The following is a 19,143-nucleotide window of genomic DNA, read 5'->3' as shown; positions in this document are numbered from 1 at the left end:
GGGGCCGAGAGGGTACCGGGGAGTGTTCGTCTTGCGGATCAATGTTCGACATGTGAACGCAAGCATCCTATCGGGATCGGGCATGCGAGGCAAGGGGAGCGGCTGCGCGGCCGTTGGAAAACGATAGATGTTCGTGTATGCTTCGTTCGTTCGCATACCGAACTCCCTGGAGGAGGCCCATGGCGCGGCTGACCGCCCTCCCCGAAGCCCTCGCCGCCGCCGTCCGGGACGGCGACGCCGTCGCCATGGAGGGCTTCACGCACCTGATCCCGCACGCGGCCGCGCACGAGCTGATCCGGCAGGGCAGGCGGGACCTGACCTTGATCCGGATGACTCCCGACGTCATCTACGACCAGCTCATCGGCGCGGGGTGCGCTGCGAAGCTGGTGTTCTCGTGGGGCGGCAACCCCGGGGTGGGGTCGCTGCACCGGCTGCGGGACGCCGTCGAGCACGGCTGGCCGCGCGATCTGGCGATCGAGGAGCACTCCCATGCGGGGCTGGTGAACCGCTACGTCGCGGGTGCGTCGGGGCTGCCGTTCGCGGTGCTGCGCGGGTACGCGGGGACGGACCTCGTCGACGTCACCGACTCCATCGCCCCCATCACCTGCCCCTTCACAGGCGAGCGCCTCACGGCCGTCTCCGCGCTGAACCCCGACGTCGCGGTGATCCACGCCCAGCGCGCCGACCGCGAAGGGAACGTGCAGCTCTGGGGCATCGTCGGCGCCCAGAAGGAGGCCGTGCTCGCCGCCCGCCGCAGCGTCGTCACCGTCGAGGAGGTCGTGGACGTCCTCGCACCCGTGCCCGGCGCTGTCTTCTTGCCCCACTGGGTGATCGACTGGGTCTGCGAGGTCCCCGGCGGCGCCGCGCCTTCCTATGCGGCCGGGTACACCGAGCGCGACAACGACTTCTACCGGGACTGGGACGCCGTCAGCCGCGACCGCGACGCGTTCCGGGCCTGGATCGACGCGAACGTCCTGGAGGCCGAGTGAACGACCGCTCCGGGCCGAGTGCCGAGGACATGATGACCGTCGCGGCCGCCCGCGCGCTCGCCGGGAAGCGGACCTGCTTCGTCGGCATCGGCCTGCCCTCGCTCGCGGCGAACCTCGCCCGCGCGACCTGCGCACCCGGCATCGTCCTCATCTACGAGTCCGGGACGATCGGCTCCAAGCCGCCCCGCCCGCCCCTGTCGATCGGCGACGGCTCGCTCGCCGAGACCGCCGACACCGTCGTCTCCAGCGCCGAGATCTTCAACTACTGGCTCCAGCCCGGACGCATCGACACCGGCTTCCTCGGTGCGGCCCAACTCGACCGGTACGCGAACCTGAACACCACCGTCATCGGCGACTACGCCCGCCCGAAGGTCCGCCTCCCCGGCGCCGGCGGCGCCCCCGAGATCGCCGCGTCCTGCAAGGAGACGATCGTGGTCGTCCGCCACACGCCGCGGATCCTCGTCGACCGGCTCGACTTCACCACCTCCGTCGGCCACGGCGACGGCCCCGGCGCCCGCGAGCGCCTCGGCCTGCGCGGCGCCGGGCCCGTCAAGGTCATCACCGACCTGGGTGTGCTCGAACCGGATCCGGGCACCCGGGAACTGGTGCTCGTCAGCGTCCACCCGGGCGTCGACCCCGCCGAGGCCCGCACCCGCACCGGCTGGCCCCTGCGCGTCGCACCGGACCTGACCGCGACCGAGCCGCCCACGCGCGCCGAGCTCGACGCCTTGCGCGCCTTGACCTCCTGACCCACGAAAGGAGCGCCGACATGGCGGAGCCCCTGCGCCGCGACGGCCGCGGCGCCCACCCCGACCGCGACTTCCCCGCCTACAGGTCGACGGCCCTGCGCCACCCGAAGCTGCCGCTCGTCCCGCTCCATGACCCCGAGACCGAGCTGACCGCGCCGTTCCTCGGCACCGGCCCCATCGGCCCGATCGACGCCGACCTCACCGCCCAGCACGACGGGACCCCGCTGGGGGAGCGCATCGTCGTCACCGGGCAGGTCCGCGACGGCAACGGCACGCCGCTCGCCGGGCAACTCGTCGAGGTCTGGCAGGCCAACGCCTCCGGCCGGTACGCGCAGGCCGAGGACGCCCACGACGCGCCCCTCGACCCGAACTTCACCGGCGTGGGCCGCTGCCTCACCGACGAGCACGGGACCTACCGGTTCACCACCGTCAAACCCGGCCCGTACCCGTGGCGCAACCACGACAAGGCCTGGCGCCCCGCCCACATCCACTTCTCGCTCTTCGGCACCGCGTTCGCCGCGCGCCTGATCACCCAGATGTACTTCCCCGGCGACCCGCTCTTCCCCTACGATCCGGTGATGCAGTCGGTGACCGACCCGGCCGCGCGCGAACGCATGGTCGCGGCCTTCGACCTCGACGCCACGGTCGACCAGTGGGCCACCGGGTACCGCTGGGACATCGTCCTGCGCGGCCCCGACCGCACGGTCTTCGAACACGACCTCCCCGGAGACGGCGGGGCCTGATGGCGGAACGGAACGCTGAGGAGGTCCGGGAGCAGCCGCTCACCCCGGCCCAGACCATCGGGCCGTTCTACGGCTTCGCACTCCCCTACCCGGGCGGGCCCGTCATCGTCCCGGACGGGGACCTCCGCGTGCACGGAACGGTCCGCGACGGCGCGGGCGAGGCCGTCCCCGACGCGCTCGTCGAAGTGCTGCAAGCCGATCCGCACGGCCGCGTCGGCGGCCTCTTCGGCCGCTGCTCCACCGCCCCCGCCGGGCGCTTCGCGTTCACCACCGTCCGCCCCGGCGCCACCGGCGACGGCTGCGCGCCCCACCTCGCGTTCCTCGTCCACGCCCGCGGCCTGCTCCTCCACCTCCACACCCGCATGTACTTCCCCGACGAGCCCCTCAACGCCTACGACCCGGTCCTCGCGAAAGTCCCGAACGACCGGCGGCACACCCTCATCGCCGTCCCCGACCGCGACGGCCTCCGCCTCGACATCCGCCTCCAAGGCTCTGGTGAGACAGGCGGGGACGAGACGGTGTTCTTCGATGTGTGAGGGGATAGCGCGGTGACCGGACTCTTCGACGCAGTGTTCTCCCGCGGCCGGGCCGCGGAGGCGGTCTCGGGCCGGGCATGGCTGGACGCGCTGCTCCGCTTCGAAGGCGCGCTGGCGGAAGCGGCCGCTGACGTCGGGGCGCTCGATCCCGAGGCGGCCCGCGCGGTCGCTGCCGCGATCGAGGGGGGCGGATTCGATCTCGGCGCGGCGGCGGACTCGGCGGCGGCGATCGGGAATCCGGTGGCGGGCGTGGTCGACGCGCTCCGCGAGCGCGTTCCCGCGCGGCACCGCCACGCGGTCCATTTCGGCGCGACCAGCCAGGACGCCATGGACACGGCGATGATGCTGGTCGCCAAGGAGGCGATCCGGCGCCTGCACCATGACTACCGGCGCTGCATCAGCGCCGCCGGCTCCTTCAAGGACCGGTATCCGGACCTGGAGATGAACGGCCGGACGCTGCTCCAGCAGGCGGAGCCGGTGTCCTTCGGCGGCGCCGCGGAGACCTGGGCGGTGATCCTGGCGAACGCCCGCAAGTCGAAGGCGCACTTGGAGTACCGGCTCTCGTACTCCGGGCCGGGCGGGGTCGGCGCGACCCGGGACCCGCTCGCCGGGGACCGCTACCGGATCGCCGCCCGGTTGGGGGAGCTGCTGGGACTCGACGCGGCGTGGGCCTGGATCCACACCGACCGCACCCCGGTCGTGCAGATCGGATCGGTCGCGGCCGCGATGGCGGGGGCGTGCGGGAAGGTCGCGGTCGACGTGATCCTGTTGAGCCAGAACGAGATCGGCGAGGTGAGCGAGGGCCGTCCCGGCGGCTCCACGTCGATGCCGCACAAGCGCAACCCGGTCGCGGCGACGTGCGCCCGCGCGTGCGCCGCGCGCACGCCGGGCCTGGTGGCGACGCTGTTCGCGGCGATGCCGCAGGAGCTCCAGCGCTCGCCGGGGCTGTGGCACAGCGAGTGGGAGACGCTCTCGGACCTGCTGCGGCTCACCGGGTCCGCCGCGGCGTGGCTGCGCGAGTCGTTGCAGGGCCTCCAGGTCCACCCCGACGTCATGGAACGCAACCTGCGGGAGGCCGAAGGATGATCCCCCACTACGAGACCGACGGCGCGGGGCCGCCGCTGGTGCTCGTCAACTCGCTCGGGACTTCGATGGAGATGTGGCGGCCGCAGGTGACGCCGCTCGGCGCGCGGTTCCGCCTGGTGCGCTTCGACGCCCGCGGGCACGGCGGCACGCCGTTCGAGCCCGGGCCCGGCGGTTCGCTCACGGTGGACGACCTTGCGGGCGACATCGCCGACCTCCTCGACCATCTGGGGATCGAGCGCGCGCACGTCGCGGGCGTCTCGCTCGGCGGCGCGGTCGCGCTGCGGCTCGCCGCGACCCGTCCCGAGCGCATCGACCGGCTCGTCCTCGTCTCGACCGCAGCGAAGATCGGCACGCCGGAGGGCTGGCGCGAACGCGCCGAGCAGGTGCGGGCCGAGGGGTGCGCGTCGATCAGCGGCGCGGCGATGGGCCGCTGGTTCTCCCCGGCGTTCGGCGAGGACCAGCCGGAGACCGTGGCCGCGTTCCGGCGCCGCTTCGACGCCTGCGACGCCGAGGGCTACGCCGCCTGCTGCGAAGCCTTGGGCGCCATGGACCAGCGCGCCGACCTGGCCCGGATCGCCGCGCCCGCGCTCATCGTCGCGGGGACCGCCGACGAGGTCACGACCCCCGCCGACGCGGCGTTCCTCGACGAGCACCTCCCCGACTCGCGGACGCTCCTCGCCGAGGGCGCGAAGCACCTGCTCACCGCGGAGCGGCCCGACTGGTTCAACCGCGCTGTCATCGGCTTCCTCGGTGAGGGACAAGGACTTAGCGAGCTGCACGGGCCCCGTGAGGGGCATGGCCGCAGCGAGGGGCGCCGCCCGGAGCGCGGCCCGGGACCGCGGGGAGGCCGATCGTGACGGATTCTGACGGCGAGCGGGTGCGCCGGGCCGTGCTCGGCGACGCCCACGTGGACCGCTCGAACGCGTCCCGCACGGACTTCGACCGCGACTTCGGGGCGTTCCTCACCGAGTTCGCCTGGGGCGGCGTCTGGTCGCGGCCCGGCCTCGACACGCGCACCAGGCGCCTGCTCACCATCGCGGTCCTGTGCGCGACGGGCTGCGAGGACGAGCTCGTGATGCACGTCCGCGCCGCGCTCGGCGACGGCGTCAGCGCCGACGACGTGAAGGAGGTCCTGCTCCACACCGCGGTCTACGCCGGGCTGCCCCGCGCGAACCGGGCGTTCCGCCTCGCGGGCGGCGTCGTCGCCGAGCACGCCGCCGCGGACTGCGGTACCGGACCGGAGCCGGATCAGGAACCGGATGCGCGCCCTGCCGAGCGCGGCTGAGGCCGCCGCGGCCGACCACGGATAGGGTGATTCCATGCAGGAGACCCCGGGCAGCGACGAGGCGGCGACGAGCGCGCCCCGCAACTCCGACTACGTGCAGACCCTCGCGCGCGGGCTCGCCGTCATCCGCTCGTTCTCGGCCGAACGCGAGGCGATGACCCTCAGCGAGGTCGCCAAGGAGACCGGCCTGACCCGCGCGACCGCGCGGCGGTTCCTCCTGACGCTCACCGAACTCGGGTACGTGCGCTTCGACGGCCGCTACTTCGCGCTCACCCCGCGGGTCCTGGAGCTCGGGTTCGCGTACCTGTCGAGCCTCACGCTGCCCGAGATCGCGCAGCCGCACCTGGAGCGGCTCGTCGCCGAGGTGCAGGAGTCGGCGTCCGTCGCGGTCCTCGACGAGACCGACATCGTCTACGTCTCCCGCGTCGCGACCCAGCGGATCATGCGCGTCTCGATCAACATCGGCACCCGCTTCCCGGCCGCGAGCACCTCGATGGGGCGGGTGCTGCTCGCGGACCTGCCGGGGTACCGGCTGGACGAGATGCTGGAGTCGATGGAGCTGACGGCGTTCACGCCGCACACGATCACCGACGTCGAGCAGCTCCGCGAGGAGCTCGACCGGGTGAAGGCGCAGGGGTGGGCGTTCGTCGACCAGGAGCTGGAGGAGGGGCTGCGGTCGATCGCGGTGCCGATCCGCGACCAGTGGGGGAAGGCCGTCGCGGCCGTGAACGTCTCCTCGCACGCCAGCCGCACCGACCTCGACAAGGCCCGCCGCGACCTGCTGCCGCCGCTGCTGGTGACGGCCGCGCGCATCCTCGCCGACATGGCGATCCAGTGGGGCTGACCCGCGGTCCCCTTGCGTCCTAGGCCGCTTCGAGGACGACCGCGATCCCCTGCCCGACGCCGATGCACAGCGCGGCCATCCCGTACCGCCCGCCGTCGCGGCGCAGCCGCCACGCGAGGGTCGCGAGGAGCCGCGCGCCGGAGCAGCCGAGCGGGTGGCCGATCGCGATGGCGCCGCCCTGCGGGTTGACGATCGCGGGGTCGAGGCCGGGCCACGACGCGAGGCACGCGAGCGACTGCGCCGCATAGGCCTCGTTGAGCTCCACGGTGTCGAGGTCGCCCCAGCCGATCCCGGCGCGTGCGAGCGCGCGTTCGGCGGCGGCGACCGGGCCGATGCCGTACCGGTGCGGCTCGACGGCGGTGATCGCGCGGGAGACGATGCGCGCCAGGGGCTTGCCGTGGTCGGCGGCGGCCCGCTCGCCGCCGAGGAGCAGCGCGGCGGCGCCGTCGCTGAGGGGGCTGGCGTTCCCGGCGGTGACGGTGCCGTCGGCGCGGAACGCGGTCCGCAGTCCCGCGAGGATCTCGGGGGTGGTCGCGGGCCGGATCGCCTCGTCGCGGTCGAGCTCGGGGAGGGGCAGGATCTCGTCGGCGAAGGCCCCCGATTCCCATGCGGCGTGGGCGAGCCGGTGGCTGCGGGCGGCGAAGGCGTCCTGTGCCTCGCGGGTGATGCCGAACTCGTCGGCGAGGATCTCGGCCCCCTCGCCGAGGCTCACGGTCCACTGCGGGGCCATGGCGGGGTTGACGAGGCGCCAGCCGAGGGCGGTGTCGGCGAGTTCGAGCCCGCCGCGCGGGAAGGGCCGCTCGGTCTTCGGGAGGACCCACGGGGCGCGGCTCATCGACTCGACGCCTCCGGCGACGACGAGGTCGGCGTCGCCGCACTCGACCGCGCGGGCCGCGGCGACGACGGCCTCGGCGCCGGAGCCGCAGAGGCGGTTGACGGTGGTGCCGGGGACGCTCGCCGGGAGCCCGGCGAGGAGGACGGCCATGCGGGCGACGTTGCGGTTGTCCTCGCCCGCGCCGTTGGCGTTGCCGAGGACGACGTCGCCGATCGCGGCCGGGTCGAGAGCGGGCTGGCGCGAGACGAGGCCGCCGATCGCCTTGGCGGCCAGGTCGTCGGGGCGGACCTTCGCGAGCGCGCCGCCGTGGCGGCCGATCGGGGTGCGGACGGCGTCGAGGATGAAGGCGGTGCTCACGGCGGCCCCAGGGTTCGCGGAGGAGGGTCGATTTGAGTGTGCGCATGATGAAACTGTGTGCACATCGCGAACATTAGTGAACCCGAGGAGGGTTCGCAAGAGGGCCGGACCAGCCGCGGAGCGGCTGGTCCGGCCCGGGCAGGTCGGTGCGGGTCCCGGCTAGTCCCAGCTCAGGCCCGGCGCGTAGCGGCGCGGGCGGAGCTTGGCGATCAGCTGGGCGGCGACGTCGAAGAGGCGGCCGGTGGAGCCGGGCGGGCCGACGAGCTGCACGGTCGCGGGGGCGCCGTCGGAGCGCATGCCGACCGGGACGACCAGGGCGGGCAGCCCGGCGAGGCTGAACGGGGCGGTGAAGGCCGCGGCCGAGGCGAGGTGGGTGACGTTGGAGCGCAAGGGCTCCAGGGACCACTCCTTGGCGGCGGGCGGGGCCGCGGGCAGGCCGGGGGTGATGAGGACGTCGTAGTCCTCCAGGTCGAACCAGTCCTCCAGGTGGCGGCGGACGCGGTTGCCGTCGCCGAGGACGCCGCCGAACAGGCCGCCGAGGTACGTCCGCTCGCCCACGGCCACAAGGCGCTTGGTGCGCCGCTGGAGCCCGTCGGGCCCGCACTTGAGGCTGCGGAGGTACGCGGCGCAGGTCCACGCGCCCGACGACGCGGGGGTGAGGCGCGCGCCGAAGCGGGGCTTGGCGCGGAAGGTGTCGTGGCCGAGGTCGGTCAGCGACCGGACGGCCTTGAGCAGCCACTTGGTGGCGTCGTCGTCGACGCGGGCGGGCAGCGGGGCGGAGTTCGTGGCGGCGATGCGCAGGCGCCCCGGATCGCCGGTGGAGCGCGGGGAGCGGTGCGTCAGGGCCGCATAGGCCAGCGCCGCGTCGTCCACTGTGGTCGCCATGACGCCGACGTGGCCGCCGAGCCAGTGCTCGGGGTCGGCGTTGATGTCGGCGGGCACGTGCTCGGGGCTGTAGGCGACGATGCCGCAGGCCGCGGCGGCGGTGCGGACGCCGCCCGCGGAGCCGGGGCCGTCGAGGCCGATGCCGATGGGGGCGGCGCCGGTGGCGACCGCGAGGGCGGTGCCGCCGGAGGGGCCGCCGATGCCGCGGTCGGGGCGCCAGGGGTTGGCGGGGACGTTGCCGTCGTCGTCGGTGGCGGGCCACAGCCCCAGCTCGGAGGAGCGCCCGAAGGCCACGACGACCGCGCCCGCGCCGCGGATGCGCTGCACCGCACGGTGGTCGGTGTCGGCGATGGGCAGGACCGCGGCGTTGGACCCGAGCCGCGGGGCGTGCCCGGTGACCGGGAGCTGCTCGCAGACCGCGACGGGGACGCCCGCGGCGGGGAGGGCGTCGCGGTTCTCGATGTCGTCGACGGCCGCGGCCTCGGCGAGCGATTCGATCTTGCGGACGCTGGTGAGGGCGGCGTCGGCCTCGCGGTGGTCCTCGATGCGGCGCAGATGGTGGTCGACGACGACCGAGGCGTCCGCGTCGCCGCGCCGGACCGCCTTCGCTATCTGCTGCGCAGTGGTTCCCGACCAGCTCACTGATCGTCCTTTCTCGCGGGGGACTGGGGCTCTACCGGGGGGAGGCGGCGGTCAGCCGAGCGCCTGGCGCAGGTCGGCCAGGAGGTCGTCGGCGTCCTCGATGCCGACCGACAGGCGCACCAGGTCCGCGGGGACCTCCAGGGCGCTGCCGGCGACCGAGGCGTGGGTCATGCGCCCCGGGTGCTCGATGAGGGACTCCACGCCGCCGAGGGACTCGCCGAGCGTGAACACCTCGGTGCGGGCGCAGACGTCGACCGCGGCCTGCTCGCCGTCCTTGTGGCGGAAGGAGATCATGCCGCCGTAGCGCTTCATCTGCTTGCCCGCGACGTCGTGCCCGGGGTGCTCGGCGAGGCCGGGGTAGCGGACCTCGGCGATCTTCGGGTGGCCCGCGAGGAACTCGGCGACGCGCTCGGCGTTGTCGCAGTGGCGGTCCATGCGCACCCCGAGGGTCTTGACGCCGCGGAGGGTCAGGAACGCGTCGAACGGCCCGGCGACGGCGCCCATCGCGTTGTGGTGGAACGCGATCGCGTCGGCGATCTCATCGTCGCGGACGATCGCGGCGCCGCCGACGACGTCGGAGTGGCCGCCGATGTACTTGGTGGTGGAGTGGACGACGACGTCGGCGCCGAGCGCGAGCGGCTGCTGGAGGTACGGGCTCGCGAACGTGTTGTCCACGACCAGGATCGCGCCGTGGCGGTGGGCGATGTCGGCGATCTGCTCGATGTCGGCGATGTTGAGCAGCGGGTTGGTGGGCGTCTCGACCCACACCATCTTCGTGCCCTCGCTCATGCACGCGGTGAGCGCGGACAGGTCGGTGATCGGGGCGGCGGTGTACCGCAGGCCCCAGCGGACGGCGACCTTGTCGAACAGGCGGAACGTGCCGCCGTAGGCGTCGTCGGGGATGACGACGTGGTCGCCGGGGGACAGGAGCGCCCGCAGGATCGCGTCCTCTGCGGCGAGGCCGGAGGCGAACGCGAACGCGCGCGTGCCGCCCTCGATCGCGGCCAGGCAGGTCTCCAGCGCGGTCCGGGTCGGGTTGCCCGACCGGGAGTACTCGTAGCCGCCGCGGAGGCCCCCGACCCCGTCCTGCTTGTAGGTGGAGGTCGCGTAGATCGGCGGCACTACCGCGCCCGTCAGCGGATCCGGCTCCTGACCGGCGTGGATGGCGCGTGTGGAAAACCCGTGACCGTCATGCATGTCCCTAAGCTAGCCGACGCGAGTACCACTGGCTATGGATAGGCGCGCTATCGTGCAGACGACACTTACCACTTCCTTGCTTAGGAGATGCCTCATGGGCTTCGACGAAGTACACAAGATGGACATCACCGGCGACGGTGTCGACGAGACGGTCGGCGTGCGCCGCAACGGAGACGGGTCGGTCGAGTACCACGTGGACGTCGACGGCGACGGCACCGCGGACCTCCTCGCGGTCGACAAGGACGGCGACGGGGTCATCGACCACGTGCTCATCGACCACGACGGGGACGGCAAGTACGACACCGCCGCCGTCGACGCGGACGGCGACGGCCAGCTCGACGCCGTCGCGGAGAAGTAGCTTCGAGCAAAGGCCCCCGACGGGCCTCTTCGGCAGGAGACGCCACCGGACTTCGCACCGCGGGCCGCCCGTGACGGGCGGCCCGCGGTCGCGTTCAGGGTCGTCCTAGCGGCCGCGCTCGGCGTCGGAGCGCTCGACGCAGAACTCGTTGCCCTCCGGGTCGCGCATGGTGACCCAGCCGGTGCCGTCGGGCTCGCGGTGGTCCTCGTAGAGGGTGGCGCCGAGGGCGAGGAGCCGCTCGACCTCCTCGTCGCGGGTGCCGTGCTCCGGCGCGATGTCGAGGTGGAGCCGGTTCTTCACGGTCTTGCCCTCGGGGACGTTGATGAACAGGAGCCCCGGGTGCGCGCCGCCGGGGCCGATGAAGTTCTCCTCCTCCTCGGGCTTGTTGGGGTAGTCGGGATGCTCGGTGTAGCCGGTGACCGCTTTCCAGAATTTCGCGAGCTCGTAGCCGTCGCGGGCGTCGAACGTGAACTGGTTGAGTTTCGAGACCATCGGTCCACGGTAGCGGCCCGGTCGGACGCCTGGCACCTGTAATTCGCGCGTGCCAGACTTGCCGGATGAGCACCGTGCACCCGGTCCTGAAGCACCCCGTCGAAGGCGTTCCCGGTCCCGATGCGGCCGTCGCCTACTTCGGCATGGGCTGCTTCTGGGGGGCCGAGCGCCTGTTCTGGCGCGTGCCGGGGGTGTGGACGACCTCCGTGGGCTACATGGGCGGCAACACTGAGAAGCCCTCCTACGAGGAGGTCTGCACCGGCCTGACCGGCCACGCCGAGGCCGTGCGGGTCGTCTACGACCCCGCCGAGGTCGACTACGAGGACCTCCTCAAGGTCTTCTGGGAGCACCACGACCCGACGCAGGGCATGCGGCAGGGCAACGACATCGGCAGCCAGTACCGGTCGGTCGTCTACACGACGACCCCTGGGCAGCAGGCCGCGGCAGAGGCGAGCCGGACCGCGTTCGCGCCGGTCGTCGCCGCCGCCGGGCTCGGCGCGATCACCACCGCGATCCGCCCCGCGGGCCCTTACTGGCTCGCCGAGGAGGACCACCAGCAGTACCTGCACAAGCACCCGAACGGCTACTGCGACCACGGCCCCAACGGCCTCTCGTGCCCCGTCGGCGTCGTCAAGGCCCGGACCGGGGTCGAGCCGCCCCGCTGACGCGCCTCCCGTGGCGGGGCGGGCGCGGCGGTTACGCTGCGCGGGCCGCCCGGCCCGGTCGGCGCCGACGTCTGGAGCCGCCATGACCCGCACCGCCGTCCTGCTGTTCACGCGCGACCTGCGGGTCCACGACAACCCGGCGCTCGCCGCGGCCGGCCGGGACGCCGACCGGGTCGTCCCGCTGTACGTCGACGACCCCGCCCGCGCGGCGAACCCGAACCAGCGGCAGTTCCTCCTCGAATCCCTCGACGACCTGCGGGAGTCCTTGCGCGCCTTGGGAGGCGGCCTCGTCGTCCGCCGCGGCGACACGGTCGCCCAGGTGAAGGACGTGCTCGCCGCGACCGGCGCCGACCTCGTCGTGTGCGCCTCCGACGCCGGGCGCTTCGCGGAAGGGATGCTCGCGGGCCTCGCCGCGGCGGCGGAACTCCAGGTCGTCCCCGGTCCTGCCGCGGTCGAGCCCGGCCGACTCCTCCCCAGCGGCGGCGGCGACCACTACAAGGTCTTCACTCCGTACTGGCGGGCCTGGTCGCAGGCGCCGCGGCGTCCGATCGCCCCCGAACCGGACCGGCTCGACGTCCCCGACCTGCCCGGCTCCCACGACCTCCCGCCCGCAGAGCCGACCGCGACCTGCCTCCCGCCCGGCGGCGAGCGCGCCGCCCTCGCCCGCCTCGACGCCTGGGCCCCGGGCTCCGGCGACTACGGCGAGCGCCACGACGACCTCGCCGGGGACCGCACCTCCCGCCTCAGCCCCTACCTCGCGCTCGGCTGCCTCTCGGCCCGAGCGGCCGCCGACGACCCGCGCCTGCCCGAGGCGATGGTCCGGCAGCTGTGCTGGAGGGACTTCCACCTCCAGGTCCTCGCCGCGTTCCCCGCGCTCACCGACACCCCGTACCGCAAGGGCGCGAGCGACACCTGGGACGCGGACCTGACAGCCCTCGAAGCGTGGCGGACCGCCTCCACCGGGGTCGACATCGTCGACGCCGGGATGCGCCAGCTCCACGCCGAGGGCTGGATGCACAACCGCGCCCGCCTCATCACCGCCGGATACCTCGTCAAGACCCTCGGCCTCGACTGGCGCGACGGCGCCGCCCACTTCGCCGCGCACCTCGTGGACCTCGACGAGGCGAACAACTGGGGCAACTGGCAGTGGACGGCCGGGACCGGGAACGACACCCGCCCGAACCGCGGATTCAACCACGAGCGGCAGACCGCCCGGTTCGACCCCGAAGGGGCCTACCGGGACCGGTGGTCGCGGGCCTGATCGTGCGCCTCGGCGCTGACGGCCTTCATCGTCTCGGTGCTCACCTTGAGGAACCGGGCCACGACCTCCCGCTCCTCCGCGCTGAACCCGGTCCACGCCTGCGCGAACGCGATCGCGAGCGGCGTGAAAAGGTGCCGGTTGGCCTCCACGGCCGCCTCCGGGACCTCCAGGGCCACGCGGCGGCGGTCGCCGGCGGGCCGCGTGCGCTCGACGTGACCGAGGGCTTCGAGCCGATCGATGAGCGCCGTCGTCGCCGACGGGGACAGGCCCAGCTCCCTCGCGAGCGTCGACGGCGACAGCGGGTCGCCGAGGCGGGCCGCCTCCATGACGAGCGCGAGGGCGTTGACGTCGGTGCGGTGCAGCCCGTGCTTGGCGCCGAAGCGCTCCGCGTACCGGTCCGACTCGACGGTGAGGTTCTGGAGCAGCCGCGACAGGTCCCTGTCGGTGGGTCCGCCACCCTCGGTGCCGTGGGTCATACGCGCCGTCCTATCCGAGTCGGTGGTCAGCATGCAGTCTACTATTTCGACCATCGAAATATCCGTCCATGGAATCACTGCTGCACCGCGACGCGAGGAGACTCCCACATGGCCCCTGAACGACCGCGGCCCGTCCGGCGCCTGCGCTGGCTGGTCCCCGCGCTGCTCGCGCTCGCCTGGCTCGCCCTCGGCTCCTTCGCGGGCCCTTACGCCGGGAAGCTCAGCGAGGTCGCCAGCAACGACGGCTCCGCGTTCCTCCCGTCGTCGGCCGAGTCCACCGAGGTCATGGAGCTGCGCAAGGCATTCGACGACACCGGGGCCGTCCCCGCGATCGTCGTCGCCGAGCGATCCGGCGGCCTCACCGACGCCGACGTCGCCTACCTCGACGCCGCGGCCGCCGGCCTCGCCGCGCTCCCCTTCAACGCCGGGCCGTCGATCCCGCCGCAGCTCTCGGCCGAGGACCCGCCCGAAGCCGCGCAGCTCGTCGTCCTCATCGACAGCGGCGCCGACGACGCGGACGCCGTCGCCGACATCCGCGACCTCCTCGCCGAGGACCGCCCCGACGGACTCGACGTCCTCGTCACCGGCCAGGCCGCGCTCGGCGCCGACCTCGGCGCGGCGTTCGGCGGCGTCGACGGCCTCCTCCTGCTCGTGGCCGCCGCCGTCGTGGCCGTGATCCTCGCGCTCGTCTACCGCTCCCCGCTCCTGCCCGTCCTGGTGCTCCTGTCCTGCGGGTTCGCGCTCGCGGTCGCCAGCGCCGCCGTCTACTGGCTCGCCGACGCGGGCGCCGTGGACCTGAACGGCCAGAGCCAGGGCATCCTGTCGATCCTCGTGTTCGGGGCCGCCACGGACTACGCGCTGCTGCTGGTGGCGCGCTTCAAGGAGGAGCTCGACGGCGGCGCCGACCGGTTCGCCGCGGTGCGCCGGGCGCTGCGCGGCACGATCGAGCCGATCGCGGCCTCGGCAGGGACCGTGGTCCTCGGCGTGCTGTGCCTGCTGTTCAGCCAGCTGGAGTCGAACCGGGGCCTCGGGCCGGTCGCGGCGATCGGCATCGGCGGGTCGTTCCTCGCCGCGGTGACGTTCCTGCCCGCGGTGCTGGCCCTGTTCGGGCGGGCCGCGTTCTGGCCGCGCCGGGTCGGCGCCGGGCGCGCCCGGCCCTCGCGGCTGTGGGCGGGCGTCGCGGCGCTCGTCGCCCGCCGGCCCCGCGTCGTGTGGGCGGTGACGGCCGCGGGGCTCGCGGTCGCGGCAGCGTTCACGGTGCAGCTCAAGGCGGACGGGACGTCGCAGACCGAGGTGTTCCTCACCGACGTGGACTCGGTGGCGGGCCAGGAGGTCCTCGCCGCGCACTTCGCGGCCGGCGCGGGCGCCCCCGCGGTGATCGTCGCGGACGAGTCGTCCCTCGACGAGGTCCTCGCGGCCGCGCAGGTCGACGGGGTCGCCTCCGCCGCGCCCGCGGTCGACGAGACCGGGCGGGTCCGCACCGCGGACGGCCTCGTGGAGATCGAAGCGGTCCTTGAGGACGCGCCCGACTCCGACGCCGCTTTGGACACTGTGGAGCGTTTGCGGGACGCGGTCCACGCCGTCGACGGCGCCTTGGTAGGCGGCCCGACCGCGATCCAGCTCGACACGCTCACGACGTCCGAACGGGACCGCGCGGTCATCATCCCGATCGTCCTGGCCGTGATCCTCCTGGTGCTCATGGCCCTCCTGCGGTCGATCGTCGCCCCGCTGCTGCTGACGGCCACCGTGGTCCTGTCCTTCGGCGCGACCATGGGCGTCTCGGCCCTGGTGTTCAACCACCTCTTCGGGTTCCCCGGCGCCGACCCGACGGTCGTCCTCTTCGGATTCGTGTTCCTCGTGGCCCTCGGCATCGACTACAACATCTTCCTGATGACGCGGGTCCGCGAGGAGTCCGCGCGCCTGGGCACCCGCGCCGGGACTGTCCGGGGACTGGTCGCCACCGGCGGGGTCATCACCTCGGCCGGGGTGGTCCTCGCGGCGACGTTCTCGGCGCTCGCGGTCCTGCCGATCCTGTTCCTCGCGCAGATCGCGTTCGTCGTCGCCTTCGGGGTGCTCCTCGACACCGTCGTCGTCCGGTCCCTGCTCGTCCCGGCGCTCACGATCGACATCGGTAAGGCCGTCTGGCGGCCCTCCACGCTCGCGAAAGTAAGGCCTCCGGCCCGCGGGTAAGGGACCTGAGGGTGCTGAGGCCCGGAAGTAAGGGGTCTGCGGCGGTCTTCGACGCGGACGCCTGATGCCCGGGGCCGGGCCTCAGCACGAGTATTGGTGTCAGGCCGGAAACGCCGGCCACTGACACCGAAGGAACGAAGATGAACGACTTCGACCTGCACTACCTCCACTACGCCCGCTCCGAGGAGCTCCGCCAGGAGGCCGAGAACGAGCGCCAGGCCCGCCGCCTCATCAAGGCCGCCAAGGAGACCCGCCGCGGCGGCACCCACGTCCGCCACAGCGGCGTCGCCGACCGCGTCGTGCGGGCCCTGGGCCTGCGCCACGGCGCCGAGCACACCGAGGAGGGCGCCGCCGCCGCCGAAACCGACCGGGCCGCCGTGTCCTAAGGGCGTGTCATGATTGCAGACATGCCGCGCCTAGGTTCCGACCTCCCGCTCTTCGCACGCGACGCCGAGCTCGCGTCGCTGCGCGACGCGCTCGACGCCGCGAAGCACGGCAGGCCCGCCACGGTCCTGGTCTCGGGGGACGCGGGGGTCGGCAAGACCCGGCTCCTCCACGAGTTCAACGACAGCGCCGGTGACGGTGTCCTCACCGTCACCGGCCACTGCCTCGACACGGCCGACTCCGCACTCCCCTACCTCCCCTTCGCCGAGATCACCGGCACCCTCGCCCGCGACCAGCCCGACCTCGTCGCCGCCCACCCCGGCCTGCGCCCCCTCCTCCCCGGCCACCCCGCCTCCGACGGCGACCTCGGCCGCCTCGGCCTGTTCGAGGCGTTCCACGCCGCGCTCGCCGACCTCGCCGCCGACCGCACCGTCGTCATCACCCTCGAAGACCTCCACTGGGCCGACCGCTCCAGCCGCGACCTCCTCGCGTTCCTCACCTCCCGCCTCACCGGCCAGCGCCTCCTCATCCTCGGCTCCTACCGCGCCGACGCCGTCCACCGCGGCCACCCCCTCCGCCCGCTCCTGGCCGAGCTCGTGCGCCTCCCCGCCGTCCAGCGCCTCCAGATCGACCCGTTCGACTCCCAGCACGCCGCCGACTTCGTGCGCGAGCTGAACACCGGGCTCGACGAGGTCTCCGTCTCCAAGATCGCCGCCGCCTCCGAGGGGAACGCGTTCCTCGCCGAGGAACTCGCGGCCGCTGAGACCCACACCGTCACGTTCGAGCTCGCGGAGGTCCTCCTGGCCCGCCTCGAACGCCTCCCCGACGCGTCGCGGCAGGTCGTGCGCCTCGCCTCCGTCCTGGGCCGCCGCTTCACGTACGCGCGGCTGAACGCCGCCGCCTGGTCGCTGCTCGACGAGACGGGCCTGCGCCACGAGCGCGAACTCGACGAGGCCCTGCGCGCGGCCATCTCGCACGGCATCATCGTGCAGAAGAGCGCCGACACGTACGCGTTCCGCCACGCCCTCCTCGGCGAGGCCGTCTACTCCGACCTCCTTCCGGGCGAGCGGATCCGGTACCACCAGAAGATCGCCGAGTCCCTCGCCGGCGACAACGGCAAGGGCGCCGAGGCCGAACTCGCCCACCACGCCTACGAGTCCGGGGACCTGCGCTGCGCGCTCGCCGCGTCGGTGCGCGCCGCCGACGAGGCCGTGGAGCTCGCCGCGCCCGCCGAGGCGCTCCTGCACCTGGAGCGGGCCCTGGCCCTGTTCGAGCGGGTCCCGGCCGCGCAGCGGCCCGTCGGCATCACGGAGCTGCGGCTGACCACCCGCGCCGCCGCGAACGCGGAGGCGTCGGGCGAGATCAAACGCGCCCAGTCGTTCTCGGCCGCCGCGGTGCGCCTCGCGGACGCCTCCGGGGACCCGATCCTCGGCGCCTCCACGCGCCGCAAGTACGCCAAGCACCTCCTCACCATCGAGGGCGACGAGGACCAGGCGCACCGGGTCGCCTGGGAGGCATGGGAACTGGTCAAGGACGAGGAGCCCCGCGCGGTGAAGGCGTGGGCGCAGGGCGTCGTCGGCCGCACCATCTACGCCAACCGCCGCCACGAGGACGCGAGGGCGTGGACGGCCGCGGCGATCGCCACCGCCGACGCGGTCCTCGCCGCGTCCGACGACCCCGAGGAGACGTCCGCGGCCCGCGCCGCGAAGGCCGACGCGACCCTCACCGACAGCCTCGCCGCGTTCCGCCGCGGCGAGCAGACCGTCGAGCAGTCGATCGCCCGCAACACCGAGGCCCTCGACCTGGTCCGCGGCCTCGAATGGCACGAGGTGGAGCTGCGCGGCCACTTCAACAACGGCCTGGTCCTCGTCGAGGCCGCGCGCCTGCGCGAGGCGCTCGTGCACTTCGACCGCGGCATGGAGCGCGGCCGCTGCACCGGCGACAAGTGGAGCGGCTTCGGCGTGGAGATCGCCGTCCGCCAGGTCATCTGCAACTACATGCTGGGCCGCTGGGGCGACGTCGACGCGAACGGCGAGATGGCCTCCAGCGTCCTGCCCGGCGTCGTCCTCACCCGCCTCGCCGCCGCGGTCCTCCTCGTCGACGTCGCGCGCGGCCGCTTCGAGACCGCCGACCGCCGCCTCGACTACCTCGCCGACCGGTGGCAGATCGACGGCCAGGTGCTCGCGCTCGCGACCCTGTGCGGCGCCGAGCTCGACCGCTGGCGCCACCGGCCCGCCGACGCGCTGCGCCGCGTCGAGCGCGCCACGGAGCTCATGACCCGCATGCGGGGCTACTACCTCGCCGGGGTGTCGGTGTGCGCCACCGGCATCGGCGCCGCCGCCGACCTCGCGCACCAGTTGCGCCGGGACGGCGACACCGCGGGCGCGAAGGACGCGGTCGCCGCGGGCGAGCGGCTCGCCGAGCGCGGCCGGTTCTTCCTGGAGCACGGCCAGCCGATGTCCGGGACCCTCGGCCCCGAGGGGATCGCGTGGGCCGCGCAGCTCGAAGCGGAGGCGACCCGCCTGTACGGCGAGGGCGACCCCGAGCGGTGGCGCACGGCCGCCGACGCGTTCGACTACCGGACCGCCCTCGCCGCCCAGGCCCCTGCGCCCGCGGGCGGGCCCGCGGCCGACCCGGTGCCGCGCCTGACCGACCAGGAGCGCCTGGACCTGGCCCTGACCGACCCGCTCGCGTCCGAGACCCTCGCGATGCTCGAAGACGGCGCCGCGCCCGCGCCGGCGCAGGACTGGGCCGAGCCGTACCGGCAGGCGTACGCCCGCTGGCGCCTCGCCGAGGCGCTCCTCGCGTCCCCGGGCGCCGACGCCCGCCTGAAGGCCGCGGAGGCGCTCGTCGCCGCGAAGCGCACCGCGATCGAGCTGGGCGCCGAGCCGCTGCGCAAGGAGCTGTGCGCGCTCGCCGAGCGGGCCCGCCTCGACACGGCCATGCCGACGTCGACCCCGTTGACCCCCAGGGAGCTCGGGGTCCTGTGCCTGGTCGCGCGGGGCCTGACGAACCGCCAGATCGGCGCCGAGCTGTTCATCTCCGAGAAGACCGTGAGCGTCCACCTCTCGCGGGCCATGGCGAAGCTCGAAGTCGCCGGCCGCGCCGCAGCGGTGAACGCCGCCCACCTCCGCGGCTACCTCGCCGAGGAATAGGGCCCGCGTCCCGA

At 73.9% G+C, this 19,143-nt stretch carries 19 protein-coding genes; 14 read left to right on the top strand and 5 right to left on the bottom strand.

All coding sequences use genetic code 11. The annotated features are described in order from the left end of the window. Positions 1-179 precede the first annotated feature (179 nt). Genes B0I28_RS05225 through B0I28_RS05190 form a run of 8 tightly spaced genes read left to right on the top strand, consistent with a single transcriptional unit; the run spans position 180 to position 6,232 of the window. Entirely contained in the window at positions 180-989 is an 810-nt protein-coding gene (locus B0I28_RS05225) for a CoA transferase subunit A (protein ID WP_106362763.1), read from the top strand. Between the two features lie 29 nt (positions 990-1,018). After that, positions 1,019-1,738 carry a CoA-transferase gene (locus B0I28_RS05220; RefSeq protein ID WP_106363397.1) on the top strand — a complete coding sequence of 240 codons (720 nt, stop codon included), beginning with the start codon at positions 1,019-1,021 and terminating at the stop codon, positions 1,736-1,738. A 20-nt stretch (positions 1,739-1,758) separates the two neighbouring features. Continuing rightward, entirely contained in the window at positions 1,759-2,481 is a 723-nt protein-coding gene (pcaH, locus tag B0I28_RS05215; protein WP_106362762.1) for a protocatechuate 3,4-dioxygenase subunit beta, read from the top strand. Beyond that, positions 2,481-3,017, top strand: coding sequence for a protocatechuate 3,4-dioxygenase subunit alpha (pcaG, locus tag B0I28_RS05210; RefSeq protein WP_106362761.1), 537 nt, complete (start codon positions 2,481-2,483; stop codon positions 3,015-3,017). Before pcaH ends, pcaG begins: the two co-directional genes overlap by 1 nt. A gap of 12 nt (positions 3,018-3,029) precedes the next feature. Next, on the top strand, positions 3,030-4,103 hold the full coding sequence (locus tag B0I28_RS05205) for a lyase family protein (protein ID WP_106362760.1): 1,074 nt from the start codon (positions 3,030-3,032) through the stop codon (positions 4,101-4,103). Further along, positions 4,100-4,960: a 3-oxoadipate enol-lactonase gene (gene pcaD / locus B0I28_RS05200; protein ID WP_106362759.1), complete on the top strand. Its 861-nt coding sequence runs from the start codon at positions 4,100-4,102 to the stop codon at positions 4,958-4,960. The genes B0I28_RS05205 and pcaD overlap by 4 nt, the downstream gene beginning before the upstream one ends. Then, the gene (pcaC, locus tag B0I28_RS05195) at positions 4,957-5,388 is read left to right on the top strand and encodes a 4-carboxymuconolactone decarboxylase (RefSeq protein WP_245888889.1); all 432 of its coding nucleotides are present in this window, start codon (positions 4,957-4,959) and stop codon (positions 5,386-5,388) included. Before pcaD ends, pcaC begins: the two co-directional genes overlap by 4 nt. 34 nt (positions 5,389-5,422) lie before the next feature. After that, positions 5,423-6,232 (top strand): IclR family transcriptional regulator, encoded by an 810-nt coding sequence (locus B0I28_RS05190; protein WP_106362757.1) that lies wholly within the window; start codon positions 5,423-5,425, stop codon positions 6,230-6,232. Positions 6,233-6,251: 19 nt separating this feature from the next. On the opposite strand, the gene B0I28_RS05185 is transcribed toward B0I28_RS05190, so the two are convergent. The 3 genes from B0I28_RS05185 to B0I28_RS05175 all read right to left on the bottom strand — a co-directional run bounded on the left by B0I28_RS05185 (position 6,252) and on the right by B0I28_RS05175 (position 10,148). Next, a complete protein-coding gene (locus B0I28_RS05185; protein ID WP_106362756.1) occupies positions 6,252-7,424 on the bottom strand; it encodes a thiolase family protein in 1,173 nt (390 codons plus the stop codon). A 159-nt stretch (positions 7,425-7,583) separates the two neighbouring features. Then, positions 7,584-8,951 (bottom strand): amidase, encoded by a 1,368-nt coding sequence (locus B0I28_RS05180; RefSeq protein ID WP_106362755.1) that lies wholly within the window; start codon positions 8,949-8,951, stop codon positions 7,584-7,586. Positions 8,952-9,002: 51 nt separating this feature from the next. Next, on the bottom strand, positions 9,003-10,148 hold the full coding sequence (locus tag B0I28_RS05175) for a cystathionine gamma-synthase (protein WP_106362754.1): 1,146 nt from the start codon (positions 10,146-10,148) through the stop codon (positions 9,003-9,005). Between the two features lie 94 nt (positions 10,149-10,242). Here B0I28_RS05175 and B0I28_RS05170 point away from each other — a divergent pair, with 94 nt between their 5' ends. Further along, positions 10,243-10,506, top strand: a complete 264-nt coding sequence (locus tag B0I28_RS05170; protein ID WP_106362753.1) for a hypothetical protein — start codon at positions 10,243-10,245, stop codon at positions 10,504-10,506. A 105-nt stretch (positions 10,507-10,611) separates the two neighbouring features. On the opposite strand, the gene B0I28_RS05165 is transcribed toward B0I28_RS05170, so the two are convergent. Then, positions 10,612-10,998, bottom strand: a complete 387-nt coding sequence (locus B0I28_RS05165; RefSeq protein WP_106362752.1) for a VOC family protein — start codon at positions 10,996-10,998, stop codon at positions 10,612-10,614. A gap of 65 nt (positions 10,999-11,063) precedes the next feature. On the opposite strand from B0I28_RS05165, the gene msrA reads away from it, so the two are divergent. Continuing rightward, entirely contained in the window at positions 11,064-11,663 is a 600-nt protein-coding gene (msrA, locus tag B0I28_RS05160) for a peptide-methionine (S)-S-oxide reductase MsrA (protein WP_106362751.1), read from the top strand. Between the two features lie 82 nt (positions 11,664-11,745). Beyond that, positions 11,746-12,924 carry a cryptochrome/photolyase family protein gene (locus B0I28_RS05155; protein ID WP_106362750.1) on the top strand — a complete coding sequence of 393 codons (1,179 nt, stop codon included), beginning with the start codon at positions 11,746-11,748 and terminating at the stop codon, positions 12,922-12,924. Here B0I28_RS05155 and B0I28_RS05150 read toward each other — a convergent pair. Next, on the bottom strand, positions 12,897-13,400 hold the full coding sequence (locus B0I28_RS05150) for a MarR family winged helix-turn-helix transcriptional regulator (protein ID WP_106362749.1): 504 nt from the start codon (positions 13,398-13,400) through the stop codon (positions 12,897-12,899). The two genes, B0I28_RS05155 and B0I28_RS05150, sit on opposite strands and share 28 nt — an antisense overlap. A 108-nt stretch (positions 13,401-13,508) precedes the next feature. On the opposite strand from B0I28_RS05150, the gene B0I28_RS05145 reads away from it, so the two are divergent. The 3 genes from B0I28_RS05145 to B0I28_RS28210 all read left to right on the top strand — a co-directional run bounded on the left by B0I28_RS05145 (position 13,509) and on the right by B0I28_RS28210 (position 19,129). Then, on the top strand, positions 13,509-15,590 hold the full coding sequence (locus B0I28_RS05145; RefSeq protein ID WP_106362748.1) for an MMPL family transporter: 2,082 nt from the start codon (positions 13,509-13,511) through the stop codon (positions 15,588-15,590). Positions 15,591-15,730: 140 nt separating this feature from the next. After that, a complete protein-coding gene (locus B0I28_RS05140; RefSeq protein ID WP_106362747.1) occupies positions 15,731-15,976 on the top strand; it encodes a hypothetical protein in 246 nt (81 codons plus the stop codon). 21 nt (positions 15,977-15,997) lie between these two features. Next, positions 15,998-19,129 carry an AAA family ATPase gene (locus B0I28_RS28210; RefSeq protein ID WP_181245643.1) on the top strand — a complete coding sequence of 1,044 codons (3,132 nt, stop codon included), beginning with the start codon at positions 15,998-16,000 and terminating at the stop codon, positions 19,127-19,129. Positions 19,130-19,143: the final 14 nt, after the last annotated feature.

It is taken from the genome of Glycomyces artemisiae (assembly GCF_003002955.1).
Classification (GTDB): domain Bacteria; phylum Actinomycetota; class Actinomycetes; order Mycobacteriales; family Micromonosporaceae; genus Glycomyces; species Glycomyces artemisiae.
Note: the sequence above shows the minus strand (reverse complement) of the source record. Positions and strands in the feature narration are given on the sequence as shown.